20 protein-coding genes are annotated in these 16,863 nt (G+C 70.5%); 14 read left to right on the top strand and 6 right to left on the bottom strand.

Features of this window, described 5'->3' with window-relative positions; genetic code table 11:
• Nucleotides 1-45: 45 nt before the first annotated feature.
• The 3 genes from mmsB to FHX33_RS11175 form a co-directional block, all read right to left on the bottom strand.
• Entirely contained in the window at nucleotides 46-1,389 is a 1,344-nt protein-coding gene (mmsB, locus tag FHX33_RS11165; RefSeq protein WP_021763615.1) for a multiple monosaccharide ABC transporter permease, read from the bottom strand.
• 2 nt (nucleotides 1,390-1,391) lie between these two features.
• Nucleotides 1,392-2,939 carry a multiple monosaccharide ABC transporter ATP-binding protein gene (gene mmsA, locus FHX33_RS11170; protein ID WP_021763616.1) on the bottom strand — a complete coding sequence of 516 codons (1,548 nt, stop codon included), beginning with the start codon at nucleotides 2,937-2,939 and terminating at the stop codon, nucleotides 1,392-1,394.
• Between the two features lie 152 nt (nucleotides 2,940-3,091).
• A complete protein-coding gene (locus tag FHX33_RS11175) occupies nucleotides 3,092-4,282 on the bottom strand; it encodes an ROK family transcriptional regulator (protein ID WP_039922671.1) in 1,191 nt (396 codons plus the stop codon).
• Between the two features lie 109 nt (nucleotides 4,283-4,391).
• Between FHX33_RS11175 and FHX33_RS11180 the strand changes: the two genes are divergently transcribed.
• The 4 genes from FHX33_RS11180 to FHX33_RS11195 are packed head-to-tail and all read left to right on the top strand — an operon-like array spanning nucleotide 4,392 to nucleotide 7,130.
• Nucleotides 4,392-5,135 carry an SseB family protein gene (locus FHX33_RS11180; protein ID WP_021763618.1) on the top strand — a complete coding sequence of 248 codons (744 nt, stop codon included), beginning with the start codon at nucleotides 4,392-4,394 and terminating at the stop codon, nucleotides 5,133-5,135.
• A gap of 20 nt (nucleotides 5,136-5,155) precedes the next feature.
• Nucleotides 5,156-5,815: a LysE family translocator gene (locus tag FHX33_RS11185; protein ID WP_021763619.1), complete on the top strand. Its 660-nt coding sequence runs from the start codon at nucleotides 5,156-5,158 to the stop codon at nucleotides 5,813-5,815.
• Between the two features lie 31 nt (nucleotides 5,816-5,846).
• On the top strand, nucleotides 5,847-6,662 hold the full coding sequence (locus FHX33_RS11190; RefSeq protein WP_021763620.1) for a shikimate 5-dehydrogenase: 816 nt from the start codon (nucleotides 5,847-5,849) through the stop codon (nucleotides 6,660-6,662).
• Between the two features lie 30 nt (nucleotides 6,663-6,692).
• The gene (locus FHX33_RS11195) at nucleotides 6,693-7,130 is read left to right on the top strand and encodes a MarR family winged helix-turn-helix transcriptional regulator (protein ID WP_021763621.1); all 438 of its coding nucleotides are present in this window, start codon (nucleotides 6,693-6,695) and stop codon (nucleotides 7,128-7,130) included.
• Nucleotides 7,131-7,157: 27 nt separating this feature from the next.
• On the opposite strand, the gene FHX33_RS11200 is transcribed toward FHX33_RS11195, so the two are convergent.
• Nucleotides 7,158-7,385, bottom strand: coding sequence for a hypothetical protein (locus tag FHX33_RS11200; protein WP_183428517.1), 228 nt, complete (start codon nucleotides 7,383-7,385; stop codon nucleotides 7,158-7,160).
• 91 nt (nucleotides 7,386-7,476) lie between these two features.
• On the opposite strand from FHX33_RS11200, the gene FHX33_RS11205 reads away from it, so the two are divergent.
• Nucleotides 7,477-7,875 carry a MerR family DNA-binding transcriptional regulator gene (locus FHX33_RS11205; RefSeq protein ID WP_039924366.1) on the top strand — a complete coding sequence of 133 codons (399 nt, stop codon included), beginning with the start codon at nucleotides 7,477-7,479 and terminating at the stop codon, nucleotides 7,873-7,875.
• Here the strand turns inward: FHX33_RS11205 and FHX33_RS11210 are convergent.
• Nucleotides 7,862-8,911 (bottom strand): hypothetical protein, encoded by a 1,050-nt coding sequence (locus tag FHX33_RS11210; protein WP_021765636.1) that lies wholly within the window; start codon nucleotides 8,909-8,911, stop codon nucleotides 7,862-7,864. The genes FHX33_RS11205 and FHX33_RS11210 overlap by 14 nt on opposite strands.
• Before the next feature lie 169 nt (nucleotides 8,912-9,080).
• On the opposite strand from FHX33_RS11210, the gene FHX33_RS11215 reads away from it, so the two are divergent.
• Both FHX33_RS11215 and FHX33_RS11220 read left to right on the top strand, forming a co-directional pair.
• Nucleotides 9,081-9,338: a hypothetical protein gene (locus FHX33_RS11215; RefSeq protein WP_039924367.1), complete on the top strand. Its 258-nt coding sequence runs from the start codon at nucleotides 9,081-9,083 to the stop codon at nucleotides 9,336-9,338.
• Nucleotides 9,339-9,376: 38 nt separating this feature from the next.
• Nucleotides 9,377-9,943: a dihydrofolate reductase family protein gene (locus FHX33_RS11220; RefSeq protein ID WP_021765638.1), complete on the top strand. Its 567-nt coding sequence runs from the start codon at nucleotides 9,377-9,379 to the stop codon at nucleotides 9,941-9,943.
• Here FHX33_RS11220 and FHX33_RS11225 read toward each other — a convergent pair.
• Nucleotides 9,924-10,487, bottom strand: coding sequence for a hypothetical protein (locus tag FHX33_RS11225; protein WP_021765639.1), 564 nt, complete (start codon nucleotides 10,485-10,487; stop codon nucleotides 9,924-9,926). The two genes, FHX33_RS11220 and FHX33_RS11225, sit on opposite strands and share 20 nt — an antisense overlap.
• 105 nt (nucleotides 10,488-10,592) lie before the next feature.
• Between FHX33_RS11225 and FHX33_RS11230 the strand changes: the two genes are divergently transcribed.
• The 7 genes from FHX33_RS11230 to FHX33_RS11260 all read left to right on the top strand — a co-directional run bounded on the left by FHX33_RS11230 (nucleotide 10,593) and on the right by FHX33_RS11260 (nucleotide 16,786).
• The gene (locus tag FHX33_RS11230) at nucleotides 10,593-11,360 is read left to right on the top strand and encodes an HAD family hydrolase (protein ID WP_183428518.1); all 768 of its coding nucleotides are present in this window, start codon (nucleotides 10,593-10,595) and stop codon (nucleotides 11,358-11,360) included.
• A 67-nt stretch (nucleotides 11,361-11,427) separates the two neighbouring features.
• A complete protein-coding gene (gene phnD / locus FHX33_RS11235) occupies nucleotides 11,428-12,453 on the top strand; it encodes a phosphate/phosphite/phosphonate ABC transporter substrate-binding protein (RefSeq protein WP_183428519.1) in 1,026 nt (341 codons plus the stop codon).
• A gap of 86 nt (nucleotides 12,454-12,539) precedes the next feature.
• A complete protein-coding gene (phnC, locus tag FHX33_RS11240; protein WP_021763288.1) occupies nucleotides 12,540-13,352 on the top strand; it encodes a phosphonate ABC transporter ATP-binding protein in 813 nt (270 codons plus the stop codon).
• Nucleotides 13,349-14,146, top strand: a complete 798-nt coding sequence (gene phnE / locus FHX33_RS11245) for a phosphonate ABC transporter, permease protein PhnE (protein ID WP_021763287.1) — start codon at nucleotides 13,349-13,351, stop codon at nucleotides 14,144-14,146. The genes phnC and phnE (FHX33_RS11245) overlap by 4 nt, the downstream gene beginning before the upstream one ends.
• Nucleotides 14,143-15,057, top strand: a complete 915-nt coding sequence (phnE, locus tag FHX33_RS11250) for a phosphonate ABC transporter, permease protein PhnE (RefSeq protein ID WP_183428521.1) — start codon at nucleotides 14,143-14,145, stop codon at nucleotides 15,055-15,057. Before phnE (FHX33_RS11245) ends, phnE (FHX33_RS11250) begins: the two co-directional genes overlap by 4 nt.
• On the top strand, nucleotides 15,054-15,902 hold the full coding sequence (locus tag FHX33_RS11255) for a metallophosphoesterase family protein (RefSeq protein WP_021764070.1): 849 nt from the start codon (nucleotides 15,054-15,056) through the stop codon (nucleotides 15,900-15,902). Before phnE (FHX33_RS11250) ends, FHX33_RS11255 begins: the two co-directional genes overlap by 4 nt.
• Nucleotides 15,899-16,786 (top strand): MurR/RpiR family transcriptional regulator, encoded by an 888-nt coding sequence (locus tag FHX33_RS11260; RefSeq protein ID WP_183428523.1) that lies wholly within the window; start codon nucleotides 15,899-15,901, stop codon nucleotides 16,784-16,786. Before FHX33_RS11255 ends, FHX33_RS11260 begins: the two co-directional genes overlap by 4 nt.
• Nucleotides 16,787-16,863 lie beyond the last annotated feature (77 nt).

Genomic DNA, 16,863 nt, shown 5'->3' on the forward strand with positions numbered 1-16,863 from the left:
GTTTCTACTTTCTGTGTGTTGGATGGTGCAGGTGTGAGGTGGAAGTCAGTTCGTCAGTGAACGGGACGAGGCCTCGGCGGAGTCGTCCGAGGGGGCGACGGCGGGCTGGTCGGCGCCCAGGGCGTCGGCCTCCTGCTTCTTGCCGCCGCCGAACATCCGGCCGATCAAGGAGGGGCCGCCGCGACGCTTGGAGTAGACGTCGATGCCGACCGCGATGAGGAGGACGAGGCCCTTGATGATCTGGACCTTGTCCGTGGTCACGCCGAGCAGCTGGAGGCCGTTGTTGAGGACGGCGATGACCAGACCACCGACGATGGAGCCGGCGACCGTTCCGATGCCGCCCGAGACCGCGGCGCCACCGATGAAGACGGCGGCGATCGCATCGAGCTCCCAGCCGAGGCCGTCCTGCGGGCCGGAGGAGACCGACCGGGCGACCGAGATCATGCCGGCCAGCGCGGCGAGCACGGACATGTTCATCATGACGAAGAAGTTGATCCGCTTGATCTTGACGCCGGAGAGCTCGGCCGCGTGCCAGTTGCCGCCGACCGCGTAGATGTGGCGGCCGAAGATCGTGCTGCGGGTCACGAACGAGTACAGGATGATCAGCACGCCGAGGATGACACCGGCGACGGGGAACGAGGTCCCGACGCGGCCGCCCGCGAAGACGAAGGTGAAGTAGATCACGACGGCGCCGAGCACGATCACCTTGAACACGCTGACCCAGAGCGGCGCCTTCTCGGAGCCCATCTTGGTCTGGTTGCGGCGGGTGCGGACCTCGATCAGCACGATCGCGATCACGATGATGAGGCCGAGCAGCAGAGTCGAGTTGTTGAAGCCGGTGTCCGGGCCCCACTCGGGGAGGAAGCCGCCGCCGATGTAGGTGAAGCCGTCCGGCACCGGGATCGTGTTGGCGTTTCCGATGAACTGATTGAGGCCACGGAAGATGAGCATGCCGGCCAGCGTCACGATGAACGCGGGGACGCCCACGTAGGCGACCCACCAGCCCTGCCACGCGCCGATCACGGCGCCGAGCACGAGACCGAGGACGACGGCGAGCGGCCAGGGCATGTTCCATTGCGTCATCGCCTGTGCCACCACGATGCCGACCACCGCCGCGACCGAGCCGACCGACAGGTCGATGTGGCCGGCGATGATGACCATCACCATGCCGATCGCGAGGATCAGCACGTAGGTGTTCTGGTTGACCAGGTTGATGAGGTTCACCGGGTCGAGCGTCTTGCCGCCGGTCATGATCTCGAAGAACACGACGATGACGACGAGCGCGCCCAGGATGCCGAACTGACGACCGGTGGACTGGCCGTTGCCGAACATCTTGCCGAGGTCGCGGATCCCTCCGGACTTCTTCTTCTCGGGAATCTGTGTGGTCATGATTATGCGGTCACCCTCTTCTTGGCGGATGTCATGCTCTTCAGGAGCGTCTCGGGGGTCGCCTCCGCGATCGGGAGTTCGTTGGTGATCTGACCCTCGAAGATCGTGTAGATGCGGTCGGAGATGCCGAGGAGCTCTGGCAGTTCGGAGGAGATGACGACGACGCCCTTCCCCTGAGCGGCGAGCTCCTGGATGATCCCGTAGATCTCGTACTTGGCCCCGACGTCGATGCCGCGGGTGGGCTCGTCGAGGATGAGGAGGTCGGGGTCGGTGAACATCCACCGGGCCAGGACGACCTTCTGCTGGTTGCCGCCGGAGAGCGTGCTGACGCCGCGGTCGACGTCCGGCGTCTTGATGCGCAGGCTCTTGCGGTACTGCTCGGCGACCGCGTACTCCTGCAGGTCGTCGACGACGCCGCGCTTCGCGATCTTGCTGAGCTTGGCCGCGACGATCGACTCCTTGATGTCGTCGAGGAGGTTGAGGCCGAGCACCTTGCGGTCCTCGCTCACGTAGGCCATGCCGTTGTCGATCGCCTCGGAGACGTTGCGGACCTGGATCTGCCGGCCGTCCTTGTAGATCTCGCCGGAGATGAAGTTGCCGTAGGAGCGGCCGAAGACGCTCATCGCGAGCTCGGTGCGGCCGGCGCCCATCAGGCCGGCGAAGCCGACGATCTCGCCGCGGCGGACGGTGAAGCTGGAGTTCTTGACGACGAGGCGGTCCGCGACCTGCGGGTGCTGGACGACCCAGTCGCGCACCTCGAAGAAGGTCTCGCCGATGTTCGGAGTGCGCTCGGGGAAGCGGCTCTCGAGCGTGCGGCCGACCATCCCGCGGATGATGCGGTCCTCGTCGACGCCGTCGGCCTTGACGTTGAGCGTCTCGATGCTGTGGCCGTCGCGGATGATCGTGATCTCGTCGGCGACGCGCTCGATCTCGTTGAGCTTGTGGCTGATGATGATCGAGCTGATGCCCTTGCTCTTCAGCCCCAGGATGAGGTCGAGCAGGTGGGCCGACTCGGCCTCGTTCAGCGCGGCGGTCGGCTCGTCGAGGATGAGCAGCTTCACCGACTTGTTGAGCGCCTTGGCGATCTCGACCAGCTGCTGCTTGCCGACGCCGATGTTCTTGATCTGGGTCTCGGGGTCGTCGGTGAGGCCGACGCGGGCGAGCAGCTCGACCGCGCGCTTCTTGGCCTCGTTCCAGTCGATGACGCCCCAGCGGCGCGGCTCGTTGCCGAGGAAGATGTTCTCGGTGATCGACAGCTCGGGGATGAGGGCGAGCTCCTGGTGGATGATCACGATGCCCTGCTGCTCGCTGGACTTGATGTCCTTGAACCGCATGACCTCGCCCTGGTAGACGATGTCGCCGGAGTAGGTGCCGTACGGGTACACGCCCGAGAGGACCTTCATGAGGGTGGACTTGCCTGCACCGTTCTCGCCGCAGATCGCGTGGATCTCATCGGCCTTGACGGTCAGGGACACATCCTCCAGCGCTTTGACACCGGGGAACTCCTTGGTGATCGCGCGCATCTCGAGGATGACTGCGTTCGACGACATCGTCGCTCCTTGGTTTCGGATTCCTGCCGCACATGTTCGGTCATGTGCCTAAGTAGTAAACGCTATGTCTGGACTTGGCGTCAAATAGTGAAGACAACGAGACGATAACGGTTTGCTGTGACCGCCACGGTACGCGCCTGCGGTGCGGCCGACTACTCCGCTCCGGCGAGGGCGCCCTGGATCACGAGAGCGGCGGCGCCGAGCGACTCGGCCCGGTCGCCGAGCGACGAGACGCTCACCGTGGTGGTCTCGGCGATGATCGGGATGGCGTTGTGCTGGATGCCGCGACGGATCGGCTCGAGCAGCGCCTCTCCCAGCCCGACGAGCGGGCCGCCGATCAGCACCAGCTCGGGGTTGATGACGTTCGCGATGCTGCCGATCGCCTGGCCGATGGCCTGGCCGGCGTCGCCCACGACGCGGAGGGCCGCGGGGTCGCGTTCGAGGCCGCGGCGCAGGATGTCGGCGGTCGTGACCGGCTCCGTCCCGCTCCGGCCGAGCGACTCGATCATGACGGTGGTCGATGCCACCGTCTCGAGGCATCCGCGGTTGCCGCACCGGCAGATCACGCCCGGATCGACGACGGGCGTGTGCCCCAGCTCGCCGGTGATGCCGAGGTTGCCGTAGTAGGTCTGGCCGTTGATGATCAGCCCGGCGCCGATGCCCGATCCGATCTTCACGAAGATGATGTTGCGCGCGCCGCGATGCGCACCCCAGGTGACTTCGCCCAGGGCGCCGAGGTTGGCGTCGTTGTCGAGCACGACCGGGAAGCGGAAGGCGTTCTCCAGGTCGCGCAGGTTGACGCCCACCCACTCCGGCAGGATGGCGCCCTGCAGCACCGTGCCGGTCCGTCGGTCGATCGGGCCCGGGATGCCGATGCCCACCGAGAGCACCGACTCGCGGTCGTGGCCGCCGTCGGCCAGCATCCTGTCGAGCAGACCGGAGGCGTCGACGACCGCACCGGCGACGTCGTAGCCGAGCGGGAGCGCGAGCTCCTGCTCGGCGAGCACCGCGTAGCCCAGCGTGCAGAGCACGATCCGCACGTGGCGGCGGCCGAAGTCGACCCCGACGGCGATGTCGCCGGTGTCGGTGAGCTGCACGAGCAGCGCCCGGCGGCCGCTCGACGTGACGGGACTCGTGGCGACGACGCCTTTGACGGCCATGTCGCGGACGATGTTCGAGACGGTGGCGGTCGACAGCCCCGTCCCGCGCGCCAGCTCAGCCTGGGTGGAGGGACCGTTCGCCAGCAGGAACTCGACGAGCCGCTCCTGGTTCAAGTGCCTCAATGCGCCCTGCGACCCGGGATTGCGAGCGCCACGGGGCGCGAGGCCCGGAGTGGCGGTCATAGGGACAAGCGTGAATCATCCTCGGGTTGGAGTCAAGCTGTGAACGTAACGGTCGGCTGTCACGGCGCTGAGAGAGTTCCCAGACGGCCGTCTCGGGGATACTGGACGCGTGAACGATCGCCTGGTGCGCAACCTCCCCGTCCAGACCGCTCTGGAGGCGTGGGCCGATCTGAAGGACGCCCGCACCTTCTCCGGCGTCCTGCGGCAGTGCGTCGCGGGCGAGCTGCTCCTCGACATCAGCGCGTCCGTCTTCGCCGACCCGTCGGCCGGGTTCCGGGCGGGAGACACGCTCGCGCTCGCCAAGCAGACCGACGCGGCGGGCAAGGACCTCCTCGTCGCCTTCACGAGCAACGAGCGACTCGCGGCCTATCGCGGGGGCGCCGAGTTCCGCTCCCTCGCGCAGCCCGGCTGGTCGGTGCTCGCGGAGGCGATGAACCGCGCGGACGGCCTCGCCCTCGACCCGGGCGACGACGCCCTCCTCATCGCCTACGCCGACGAGTTGCGCGGCCAGGTGACCGACGAGCCGGGCCGCAACGCCGCTCTCAAGAACGCCCTGGTCGACCGCGACCTGCCGTGGCCGTCGTTCCTCGCCCTCGTCACCGCCGCCCCGGTCGTCTACGTCGGCCTCGACGAGGGCCAGGGTGCCATCCCCTCCGCCGTCGGTCAGGACGGCGACCTCCTGCATCCGGTCTTCACCTCTCCCGCCGAGGTCTTCGCCTGGTCCCCCGGGCTGACGGCACGTGGCACGACCGTCGAGGCGGTCGCCCGCGTCGCCCGCGAGGACGGCTACGCCGGCCTGCTGCTCGACCCGGCGGGGCCGTCCGCGGTCCTGCGGCTGGACGAGCTCGCCTGATCGGGTCCTAGGATCGTCGCATGACGGCGCTCTCGATCCTCGCGTTCGCCGGGCTCTGCCTGGTACTGGCGCTCACCCCGGGTCCCGACACGTTCCTCGTGCTGCGGTACAGCATGGGGCGTGCGCGCGACGGGTTCGCTGCGGCCGCCGGATGCGCCGCGGGTTCGCTCGTGTGGGCCGCCCTGGTCGCGGTCGGACTGGCGACACTGCTGGAGCAGTCGGCGGAGTTGTTCCGCATCGTCAAGATCATCGGCGGCCTGTACCTGATCTACCTCGGCGTCGCCGCGTTCGTCGCCACGCGCCGCAGCGCCCGCGCCGCATCGACCGAAGCGGGCGCCGCCGCGGAGGGCGTCGACACGGAACCGGTCGCGCGTCGCCGCTCCACGTCCAGCCTGCTGGCCGGGCTCCTCTCGACCCTCCTCAACCCCAAGGTCGGCCTGTTCTTCCTCGCCGTCGTGCCCCAGTTCGTGTCGGCCCATGCCGGCTTCGGCGAGACGATGCTCCTGGGTGCGGTGGATGCGGCGGTCGGCGGCCTCTACCTGGTGGCCATCACTCTGCTGGCCTCCCGGATGGTCGCCTGGCTCAAGCGTCCGCGGGTCACCCGCGTGATCGAGCGCATCTCCGCGGGCATCCTCGCCGCGCTCGGCATCGGCACGGTCGTCGCCGGCGCCGAGGGGTGAGTCGCCCGGCCCGTCCTGCGACAATGAACCCATGCCCATCCTGAACAAGGACATGCAGGTCTGCATCTCGCTGGCCGCGCGTCCGAGCAACATCGGCACCCGCTTCCACAACTACCTCTACGACGAGCTGGGCCTGAACTTCGTCTACAAGGCGTTCACCACGAGCGATCTGGAGGGCGCGGTGCGCGGCATCCGTGCGCTCGGCTTCCGCGGCTGCTCGGTGTCGATGCCGTTCAAGGAGGCGATCATCCCGCTGGTCGACAACCTCGAGCCCTCGGCCGTCGCCATCGAGTCGGTCAACACGGTCGTCAACGAGGACGGCCTGCTGACCGCCTCCAACACCGACTACGAGGCCGTCGAGCAGCTGCTCGCCGAGCACGCCGTCGATCCGGCGCAGCGCGTGCTGCTGCGCGGCTCCGGGGGCATGGCCAAGGCCGTCGTTGCGGCATTCCGCGGCGCCGGCTTCGACGACCTGACGGTGCTCGCGCGCAATGCGGATGCGGGCCGGGCCCTCGCCGAGCGCTACGACTACACGTGGACCGCCGACGAGCCGCGCGCCGAGTACGACGTGATCGTGAACGTGACGCCGCTCGGGATGCGCGGCGACCACGAGACCGCCCTGGCCTTCGGCGAGGAGCACATCGAGCGTGCGACGACCGTCTTCGACGTGGTCGCGTTCCCGTCCGAGACGCCGCTGGTCCAGGCGGGACGCGCGGCCGGCAAGACCCTCATCACGGGAGCCGAGGTGATCGCTCTGCAGGCCGCGCGCCAGTTCGAGCGCTACACCGGCGTGACGCTCACCGCGGACCAGGTCGCCCGGGCCTCGGAGTTCTCGCGCGCCGAGTGAGCGGACCCGCGCCCCGCCTAGACTGTCCCCGTGTCCGATGACCTGCTCGCCCTGGAGAACCAGGTCTGCTACGGCCTCGCCGTGGCCGCCCGGAGCGTGATCGCGCTCTACCGCCCGGTGCTCGAGCCGCTGTCGCTGACGCATCCCCAGTACCTCGTGATGCTCGCCCTCTGGGAGCGCGAGCCGCGGTCGGTCAAGGACCTCAGCGAGGCGCTGCAGCTGGAACCGGCGACGCTCTCCCCGCTGCTCAAGCGCCTGGAGACGACGGGCTATGTCGAGCGCAAGCGCAGCACCGCCGACGAGCGCGCGCTGGAGGTGCGGCTGACGCCCGCGGGACGCGAGCTGCGCGCGGAGGCGGAGAAGATCCCGCACCGCATCGTCGAGCGCCTCGGCCTGCCCGTCAGCGAGCTCGAGAGCCTGCGGGGCAGCCTGCACGGCATCATCGCGGCGGCGACGCAGGCTCAGTGACCCCGCGCCGACCGTGTTCGCGGTCGGTCAGGCGGCGCCCTGCACCTCGGGGCACACCAAGCGGGTCGCGTCGCGCTGACCACCCGGGCGCAGCACCGTGTGCTCGGTCATCGGGCGCCCGCACATCGGGCACGGCGCGGCGGGCGAGCGGCGGTCGGGGCCCTCGGGATGTCCGGCGCCGAGCTGAGCGGGACCGGCGACGCGGATCAGCTTCTCGTTCCAGCGCGCGTACCACCGCGCAAAGCCACCGGCCATGTCTCCTCGATTCATTAGGGCACTAACTAATAGTGTAGCGCGCTTGACCCTGACCTCAGGGGAGAGGTTTACGCTGTCGGCGGAGGCTCCCATGCAGATCAGCGAGCTCGCCGGCCGGGCGGGCGTGACGGTGAAGGCGGTCCGGTACTACGAGCAGCTCGGTCTGGTCGCTCCCGAGCGCCTGCCGAACGGGTACCGGGACTACGACGACGAGCAGCTCCGCGCCGTGCTCGAGATCCGGGAGCTGGCCCTGACCGGCATCCCGCCGGGCAAGGCCGCGCCGTTCATCGACTGCCTCGGCTCCGGCCACGCTCGCAGCGACGAGTGCCCCGCCTCCGTGGCCGCCTACCGCGAGGGGATCGCCGAGCTCGACGCCGCGATCGCCGACCTGGAGCGCCGGCGCGATCAGCTCGCGCGTCGGCTGGCCGACCGCGACGACAGCATCCCGTCGCCGGAGCTCGGCTGCGGCTGCGACGTCACCCCCAGCTGATCGACTGGAAGGTCGCTCCGGCGGGGCCGATGGTCAGGATGGATCCCTGCACCTCGACCTCCCCCGGCGTCGTCGAGTAGATCTCCCCGGTCTCACCGTTGGCCGCGACGCGGTAGTCGGCGTGGAAGTCGGCCGACCCCGACGTCGTGGTCGTCACGGGCCAGCAGCCGGCCGTGAGGACGGTGCCCTGGGTGCAGTCGAAGTCCCACGCGCCGAACGCGACGGCGGGAGGCGCCGTGAGCTCCCACCGGACGTTGGTCCACGTCTCGTCGTCGGGCTTCCCCGAATCCAGGCCGAACGAGCACCCCTGCGGCTGCGCGCCCCCGGCGAGGCAGGTGTTCACCCAGGCGTTCGTCGCCGCCGTCGCCGCCTCGACGCCCGCCGGCGTCAGCGTGCTGCTCGCGCGCAGGTCCGCGCTCTGGCCGAACCCGGTCAGGGCCGCGTCGGCGCCGGTGACCGAGTACCAGGCGTTTCCTCCCGGGACCGTCAGCGAATAGCGTCCGGGGAAGGCCAGCAGCCGCCGTACCTTCCCGTCCCAGTGCAGCGTCGCACCGCCGATCGTCGCATCCACGGCGTCGTGCGTTCCCACCGCGACCGTCACGGTCGAGAGCGAGACCGGCTTCAGCTTCCAGGCGTGCACGCCGAGCCACCCGACCGGCCCGTCGTCGCCGTGCGCCACCGTGAACGACGCCGCCCCCGTCTTCCCACCCGCGACGGTCTGCACGTCGACGCGCAGCTGGTTCTCACCCACGGAACGGACCCGCTCGATGCGGAACGAGGAGAGCTGCTGCGAGACCTTCGCGTACGCGGCGTCGGTGAGGAGCACCTGCGTCGCATCGGGCTTGCGCCCCTCCAGTTTCATCGCGGCCTCGATCTCGCCGTGCTGCACGTGCGTCAGGTAACGCGAAACCAGCGCCTCCGGGCGCGCCGCGTCGCGCGCGGTGAAGTAGAGCGCGAGCGTCGTCGCCCCCAGCCCCAGCACCAGCGCGGTGCCCACCGCGATCACCGCGATCCACAGCGGTCTGCGTGACGTCATCGGCGCCCCCTCGCTCCTGCGCCCCCGACCCTCCGGCGCACGAGGAATCATACCGAGGGATGACACGATCCCGACCGCGGGTGGATGCCCCGCCGCCCGCGCCCGGCTTGACTGGATTCATCGGCCGGACGGGGGTCCGGCCGCTTCAGGGGGAAGCAGGGAGAGAATCATGACGACACTGGACCACCGCCTCACGGCCACTTCGCCCGTCCCTCGGGTGAGCTCGCCGGGCCGCCGGGCACGAGGGGTGCTCGCGGCCGTGGCGGAGAACGCCTACCTCAGGCTGTTCGCGGTCCTCGTCGTCATCGCTGCCGGCGCGGCACTGCTCGCCGTCGGGATAGCCGTCGTGATCGATCTGATCGTGCCGCTGTTCTTCGGCGAGCAGCTCGCCGCGCTGGCCGCGCTCTTCCCGCGGATCGGCGGCTAGGGCTGGCCGCAGGCGGCCCGGCGTCCTAGGGTCGGCGCATGGGCCGCCTCCTCTACTCCGTGAGCGCCTCGCTCGACGGATACACCGCGGACGCCGCCGGTTCCTTCGACTGGACGGCGCCAACCGACGACGTGCACGCCTTCATCAACGAGCGCGAGCGCACGGTCGGCACCTACCTCTTCGGGCGCCGCATGTACGAGACCATGCGCGCGTGGGACGCCCTCCCGGGCCCCGGCGACCCGGCGGTGGTCGCCGGCTTCGCCGAGGTCTGGCGCGGCATCGACAAAGTCGTGTACTCCTCCACTCTCGACACGGTCGACATGGAGCGCAGCCGCCTCGAGCGCTCCTTCGACCCAGACGTCGTGCGGGCGCTGGTCGAGGGATCCGATCGGGACGTGTCCATCGGCGGCCCGACGCTCGCGGCGGCCGCCTTCCGTGCCGGGCTGATCGACGAGTTCTCGCTGTTCGTCGTGCCGGTCACCGTCGGTGGCGGCACCCCCGCCCTCCCGCGGGCTCTGTCGCTCCACCTCGAACTCCTCGACGAGCGGACCTTCTCGGGCGGGACCGTGCTGCTGCGCTACCGCGTCAACCGATCCGCAAGGTGACGCTCGGGAGGCCGAGGCCGCGCCGCAGCTCATCCAGCGTCACTCCGTGCTCGCCGAGGACGGCCAGCGGATAGAAGAAGGAATCGAGGCCGTGCCGACCTCCCGCACCGAGGGCTCCGTCGCGCTCGAACGGCAGCGGATCGCCCGCGGTGCGGGTGACCAGGTCGCCGTCGTCGCCGAGCTCCACCGACACGGTGCGGACCGGCATCCCGCCCTCCAGGTACGCCCAGCTCATCGCCGGCAGCCGCACGTCGATCATCGCGCGGTAGACGTCGCGCCGCTCGCTCAGCTCGGCCGCCACGACGCCGACCGTCTCGCTCGCCCCGTGCAGCAGCATCCACCCGTTCATCGGCGCCGTGAGCACGAGGATCGCGCCGCCCTCGCCGACGTGCGGGTTCTCGCCCCACGCGAACCGGTCGTCGACGATCTCGGCCGTGAGCTCCGCCGCGATCGCCCGTGCCGGAGCCTGGGGCAGGAAGACCCAGCTGCCGGTCCCGAACAGCTCGAACAGCTCCTCGCTCGACGCCGGGATGCCTTCGGTCACGTCCCGAGTCTACGAGCGGGCGGGCGTGTGAACACTGCGTGAACGATCGTTTCATCACGCAGATTTCTATGAACGGAACGTTCATGGACGCCTATGCTGCTGAACGTGACCGACGGAACCACCTCCATCCTGCCCCTGCTCGTCCTCGACTTCGACGGGACGGTGTGCGTCGGCGACGCCCCCGTGTGGGCGTACGCCGAGGCGGTCATCGCGGGCATCCTCGACCGGGACGACATCGCCGGCCGAGAGCTCGACGCGGGACTGCGCGCCCGTCTCGGGGCGTTCCTCGACGGCGAGCCGGGGTCGCCCGCATACGCCGACGGCTATGCCGCGGTCGCCGAGCTCGCCGCCGGCCACGCCGACGAGGAGCTTCTGCAGCGCGCCTACCAGCGCAGCCGGCGCGAGCTGGCCGGCGGCCGCCTGGACGTCTCCGCTCCGGAGGGCCTCGCCGACTTCCTCGAGGGGCTCGCCGGCACGGCCGAGCGGGTGCTGGTGACGAACGCCCCGCTCGACGGTGTGACCGAGACGCTGGAGGCCCTCGGCCTCGCCGGGTCGATCGACCGCGTCCACGCCGAGGCCCGCAAGCCCGCCGGCTGGGCGGATCTCCTCCCGCGGTTGCTCGACGGCCGCGATCCGCGCACCCTGCTCTCGGTCGGCGACATCTGGGGCAACGACCTCGCCGAACCCCTCGCGGCGGGATGCGCGACCGCGCTCATCGACCGGTTCGGGCACCGCGCCGGGCCCGCCCACCTGGTCGCGCCGACGTTCCCGGAGCTCTACCCGGGCATCGCCGCCTGGGCGGACGACCCGATCGCGTTCGCACTCGCACACCCCGTCGACCGCATGGCCCCCTCCCCCATCCCCTCCGCCTGACGACTTCTCCACCGATCCATCGCACCGCACCGTTCGAACCGACCACCCGCACAGAATGGGAACCGCAATGAAACTCCGCACGACCGCCGCCGCGAGCGCCACCGGCCTCGCGCTCCTCACCGTCCTGGCCCTCAGCGGCTGCGGCGTGAGCCAGCAGACCGCCGCCGCGGGCGGCACCAGCACCCCGGCCTCCGTCTGCTCCGGCAGCTCGGACGACACGGCGGCCGACCCCACGCAGCTCACGCTCGCGCTCGTCCCGTCGGGCGACGCCAGCAAGCTCGTCGAGACGGTCAAGCCCCTGGAGGACGCCCTCACCCAGCGCCTCGGCATCCCCGTCAAGGGCGTCATCACGCAGGACTACCAGGCGGCCGTCGAGGCCATCGGCAGCAACCAGGCCCAGATCGGCATGCTCCCGAGCCTGCAGATGAGCCAGGCGTGCGACAAGTACGGCGCGGTCCCCGCCCTGCAGACGCAGCGCAACGGCAAGAGCACCTACGCGGCGCAGTTCTTCACCAACGACCCCGACAAGTACTGCTCCGACAAGCCCGTCGCGGGCGCCAACGGGATGCTCTACTGCAACGGCACCGAGAAGGGCACCGGCCCCGCCGGGCTCGACAGCATCACCAAGATCAAGGGAGCGACCGTCTCGCTGCTCCAGGCGGCCTCCCCGGCCGGCTACATCTTCCCGGTCGCGGCGATGAAGAAGGCCGGTCTCGACGTCGACAAGGACATCAAGACCGTCCAGGTCACGGCCAACGACGCCAGCGTGCTCGCCGTCTACAACGGCGACGCCGAGGTCGGCACCAGCTACTGGGACGCCCGGAGCGTCGTCGCGAAGGACACCCCCGACGTCGGCCAGAAAGTCGTCGTCTTCGCCCTGACCGATGAGATCCCGAACGACGGCGTCTCGATCACCGGCAAGATCAGCGCCAAGTGGCAGACCAAGATCGCCGACGCGATGAAGGACTACGCGGGCACCGAGGAGGGCGTGAAGGCGCTCACCGCGATCTACCAGATCACCGGCCTCGTCGACGCCGACCCGTCCAGCCTCAAGAAGACCCAGGAGGCCGCGGCCAGCATCGGCCTCGGCTGACGACCGCGTCCGACCCCGCCGGCGCCTCTCGCCGGCGGGGTCTTCCGCACGACGCACGAAACACGAGCAGGAGAAGAGGGAGAGACGTGACCACATCCACCGCCGCATCCACCGGCGCCGGCGTCCGGTTCGAGAACGTCGGGGTCACCTACCCCAACGGCTACGTGGGGCTGCGCGACGTGAGCCTCGACATCGCCCCGGGCGAGATGGCCGCGGTCGTCGGCCTCTCGGGCGCGGGCAAGTCGACGCTCATCCGCACGATCAACGGCCTCGTGCCCATCACCTCCGGGGAGATCACCGTCGGCGACGCTCGCCTGCGCGGGCTCGGCGGCCGCAAGCTGCGCGCCCTGCGCAGCGACGTCGGCATGGTCTTCCAGAGCTTCAACCTGGCCAAGCGCACGACCGTGCTCAACAACGTGCTGATGGGCCGGCTCTACCACACGTCCGCCTGGCGCGCCCTGCTCGGCGCGTGGGCGAAGGACGACGTCGAGCTCGCCATGCAGGCCCTCGAGCGCGTCGAGATCGTGCCCAAGGCGTACTCCAGCGCGTCCGAGCTGTCCGGCGGCCAGCAGCAACGCGTCGCCATCGCGCGCACGCTCGCCCAGCGACCGAAGGTCATCCTCGCCGACGAGCCGGTGGCCTCCCTCGACCCGCCCACCTCGCACGTCGTGATGCGCGACCTGCAGCGCATCAACGCCGAGCTGGGCATCACGGTCGTGGTCAACCTCCACTTCCTCGACCTCGCCCGGCGCTACGGCTCCCGCCTGATCGGCCTCCGGAGCGGCGAGATCGTCTTCGACGGCACCGGCGCCGATGCCGACGAGAGCGTGTTCGAGTCGATCTACGGCCGCTCGCTCACCGCCGACGACGTGCTCGACGCCCCCACGGTGCAGCTGTGACGACGGCGCCCGGCTCGCTGCGCCCCGCGCGGCCGCGCACCGGCTGGAAGGCGCTGATCGCCGTCGTCGTCATCGCGGGCATCACCGTGTGGTCGGCGTTCGCCGTGCAGGTCGACGTCGGGGCGCTGTTCGCCAACGCGCAGAACGCCTCGAACACGTTCATCCAGCTCTTCCAGCCCGACTACTCCTTCTTCCCGGAGACCCTGCCCGCCCTCCTCCAGACCATCCAGATGGCGGTCATCGCGACCGCCGTCAGCGTGGTGATCGCTCTGCCGCTCTCGTTCCTCGCGTCGCGCGCGACGAATCCCAACGGGCCGGTGCTCGGCGTCGTGCGCTTCGTGATGAACATCGTGCGCAGCGTGCCCGACCTCCTCTACGCGTCCCTGTTCGTCACCGTCGTCGGCACGGGCGCGCTCTCCGGCATCCTCGCCCTCGTGCTGTTCAACGTGGGCATCCTGGTGAAGCTCGTGTCGGAGGCCCTCGATGGCCTCGACCGCGGCGGCCAGGAGGCTGCGCTCGCGTCCGGCGCCACCTGGTTCCGCGCCAACCGGGCCGCGATGGTCCCGGAGGTCGCACCCACCTACCTCTCGCAGACGATCTACGTGCTGGAGCTGAACATCCGCGCGTCGACCGTCATCGGCCTCGTGGGCGCCGGCGGTCTCGGCATGCTCATCGACAAGGTGCGGACCTTCTACCAGTACCACTACCTGAGCATGATCATCCTGGAGGTCCTGGTGCTCGTCGTGCTGCTCGAGCTGCTCAGCTCCTTCGCCCGCCGGAGGCTGCTCCGATGACCGCGATCACCGACACCGGCGCGGCCTCCGGCGCCGCACCTCGCACGGCGCCGGACGCGCCCCGCCGCCCCGGGCAGGAGCGCCCGAAGCGCCCCCTGCGCATCGGACGCGCGATCGTGTGGGTCGTCGTCACCGCGGTCGTGGTCGCCGCCTTCTGGGGTGTCGACATCTCGTGGGACGCCCTCCTCCAGCTGCCGCAGAAGCTCGCCCACTACCTCGGGCTGATGTTCCTGCCGCCGGCGTGGTCCAAGCTGCCCGACGCCCTCTCCGCCACCATGCTCTCCGTCGCCATGGCGTGGTTCGGTACCGTGCTCGGCGTGATCGTCTCGTTCCCGCTCAGCCTGCTCGCGACCCGCGGGCTCACGCCCGCCTTCGTGCGCTGGCCGCTGCGCGCGGTGTTCGCCGTGCTCCGGGCCGTGCCGGAGGTCGTCATCGCGGTGCTCATGCTGTCCGTGACCGGCCTGACCGCCTACACCGGCGCCCTGGCCATCGCGATCGGCTCCATCGGAACGCTCGGCAAGTGGGGCTACGAGAGCTTCGAGTCGGTCGACCGCGGCCCCATCGAGGCCGCCACCGCGGCCGGCGCCTCCCGGGTGCGCATCATGCGCTGGGGCGTCTGGCCGAGCGCCAAGCCCGATGTGCTCGCGTTCTGGCTGTACCGCTTCGAGATCAACGTGCGCGCGTCCGCCATCCTGGGCCTCATCGGCGCCGGCGGCATCGGCAAGATGCTGATCGACAACATCCAGTTCCGCGTGTGGGACGTCGTCGGCATCCTGATGCTCGTGGTCGTCGTGGTCACGATGATCATCGACCAGCTGTCGGGCATGGTGCGGCACCGCATCATCGCCGGCCGGTGGGAGCTCCCCGTGGTCTCCGCGCTGCGCCGTCGAGCCAGTAGGGTGACCTCGTGACCCTCGCCGAGACGCCCGCCGGCCTCCGCATCCTGCACCTGAGCGACACCCACCTCTTCAGCGACGGCAGCCTCCACTACGGCCGCGTGGACACCCTCGCCGCTCTGGACCGGACGCTCGCGCGGGCCGCCGCGCTCGACGCGATCGACCTCGTCGTCGCGAGCGGGGATCTCTCCGACGACGGCGGCGACGAGAGCTACCGGCTGCTCGCCTCGCGACTGGCGCCCTTCGCCGACGACCGTGGTGCCGATGTCGTGTACGCCATGGGCAACCACGACCTCCGGAGCGGCTTCGAGACCGTGCTCGGCGCACGCGAGACGGTCACCCTCCGGGGTGGATTCCGCGTCGTGACGCTCGACACCTCGGTGCCCGGAGCCGGCTACGGCGCCCTCGACGCCGAGCAGCTCGATCGCCTCGCCGGGATCCTGGCCGTCCCCGCTCCGCACGGCACCGTCGTCGTCCTGCACCATCCGCCTGTGCCCGCGGCGAGCGCCCTGCTCGCCGCGCTCGAGCTGACCAACCCGGAGGCCCTGCTCGACGTGTGCGCCGCCGGCGACGTGCGTCTCATCCTCGGCGGGCACTACCACCACGCCCTCGCGGCCGAGGCCCGCGGCATCCCCGTCATCGTCGCTCCCGGTGTCGCGAACAGCTCCGACCCGATCGCCGCCGCCGGAACCGAGAGAGCCGTCATCGGCTCGGGCTTCGCCGTCGTCGATCTGCCGCTCGAGGGCGAGCCGCGCGCCGTCTTCCTTCCCGCGCCCGGCCCTGAGGACGGCGTGGAGATCTTCGATCTCGACGCCGCGGAGGTCGAGCGCATCGCCGTTGCCGCCGGGAGCGGCGCATGAGCGACCCGACGACACCCGAACCGTCGCGCCCGGCCGAGCAGCGGCCCGGCGCCGTCATCGCGACGATCCGCAGCCTCCTGCCTTCCCTGCTGCCGACCGAGCGCGCCGTCGCGGCCGTGCTGCTCGAGCGCTCCGCCGAGATCGTCGAGCTCAGCTCCCAGCAGGTCGCCGACCTCTCCGGCGCCTCGCGCGCCACCGTCGTGCGCACCTGCCAGAGCCTCGGCTTCACCGGCTACCAGCAGCTGCGCGTGCTGCTCGCCCGGGATGCCGCCGCCCTGCCCGCGTCGGCCGCCGCCTCCCCCACCGGAGCCGCCGGCATCGTCGCGCACACCTTCACCCAGCTGGCCGACCGCGTCTCCGACATGCTCGCCCTGCTCGACCCTGAATCGATCGAGCAGGCCGTCACCCTGCTCGCCGGCGCCCGCCGCGTCGTGGTCGTCGGCAACGGCCTCTCGGCCCCGCTCGCGTGGGATGCCGCCGCCCGCCTGACCAGCATCGGCCGCGCCGCCGAGGCCCAGTCCGACGTCATCGGCCAGCAGATCACGGCCCGCCTGCTCCAGCCGGGCGACCTGCTGCTCGTCATCAGCGGCAGCGGCTCCAACGCCGTGACCCTGCGCACCGTCGCCGCCGCGAACGCAGCCGGCGCCGACGTCATCGCCGTCACCGCCTTCGGCCGCAGCCCGATCGCCCTGGCCGCCACCCTGGCCCTCGTCGTCACCATGCCCGACCTGACGTTCCGCGACGAGATCACCCTCGCCTCACGCCTCCCCCAGGCCATCCTCATCGAGGGCCTCGTCGCCGCAACCACCGACCGCCTCGGCGACGCCGCCCTCCACGCCAAGAGCCTCGCCCTCGACGCGATCAGCACCAACCTGGCGGAGTGACGCGGTTCCGATCCGAGCGCGTGCGATCGCCAAGCCTGAACGCCGAGCGCGGCCAAGCGTCGCCAGTGGAGCAACCC

Origin of the sequence: Leifsonia aquatica (genome assembly GCF_014190775.1) — a bacterium.
GTDB classification, from domain to species: Bacteria; Actinomycetota; Actinomycetes; order Actinomycetales; family Microbacteriaceae; genus Leifsonia; species Leifsonia aquatica.

Bases quoted from the DNA above. Each gene is read 5' to 3' on its own strand.
- FHX33_RS11260 (WP_183428523.1), top strand. From the start codon at position 15,899: ATGAGCGACCCGACGACACCCGAACCGTCGCGCCCGGCCGAGCAGCGG.
- mmsA (WP_021763616.1), bottom strand. From the start codon at position 2,939: ATGTCGTCGAACGCAGTCATCCTCGAGATGCGCGCGATCACCAAGGAG.
- FHX33_RS11205 (WP_039924366.1), top strand. From the start codon at position 7,477: ATGCAGATCAGCGAGCTCGCCGGCCGGGCGGGCGTGACGGTGAAGGCG.
- FHX33_RS11210 (WP_021765636.1), bottom strand. From the start codon at position 8,911: ATGACGTCACGCAGACCGCTGTGGATCGCGGTGATCGCGGTGGGCACC.
- FHX33_RS11190 (WP_021763620.1), top strand. From the start codon at position 5,847: ATGCCCATCCTGAACAAGGACATGCAGGTCTGCATCTCGCTGGCCGCG.
- mmsB (WP_021763615.1), bottom strand. From the start codon at position 1,389: ATGACCACACAGATTCCCGAGAAGAAGAAGTCCGGAGGGATCCGCGAC.
- phnD (WP_183428519.1), top strand. From the start codon at position 11,428: ATGAAACTCCGCACGACCGCCGCCGCGAGCGCCACCGGCCTCGCGCTC.
- FHX33_RS11200 (WP_183428517.1), bottom strand. From the start codon at position 7,385: ATGGCCGGTGGCTTTGCGCGGTGGTACGCGCGCTGGAACGAGAAGCTG.
- FHX33_RS11215 (WP_039924367.1), top strand. From the start codon at position 9,081: ATGACGACACTGGACCACCGCCTCACGGCCACTTCGCCCGTCCCTCGG.
- FHX33_RS11175 (WP_039922671.1), bottom strand. From the start codon at position 4,282: ATGACCGCCACTCCGGGCCTCGCGCCCCGTGGCGCTCGCAATCCCGGG.
- FHX33_RS11185 (WP_021763619.1), top strand. From the start codon at position 5,156: ATGACGGCGCTCTCGATCCTCGCGTTCGCCGGGCTCTGCCTGGTACTG.
- phnE (WP_183428521.1), top strand. From the start codon at position 14,143: ATGACCGCGATCACCGACACCGGCGCGGCCTCCGGCGCCGCACCTCGC.
- FHX33_RS11220 (WP_021765638.1), top strand. From the start codon at position 9,377: ATGGGCCGCCTCCTCTACTCCGTGAGCGCCTCGCTCGACGGATACACC.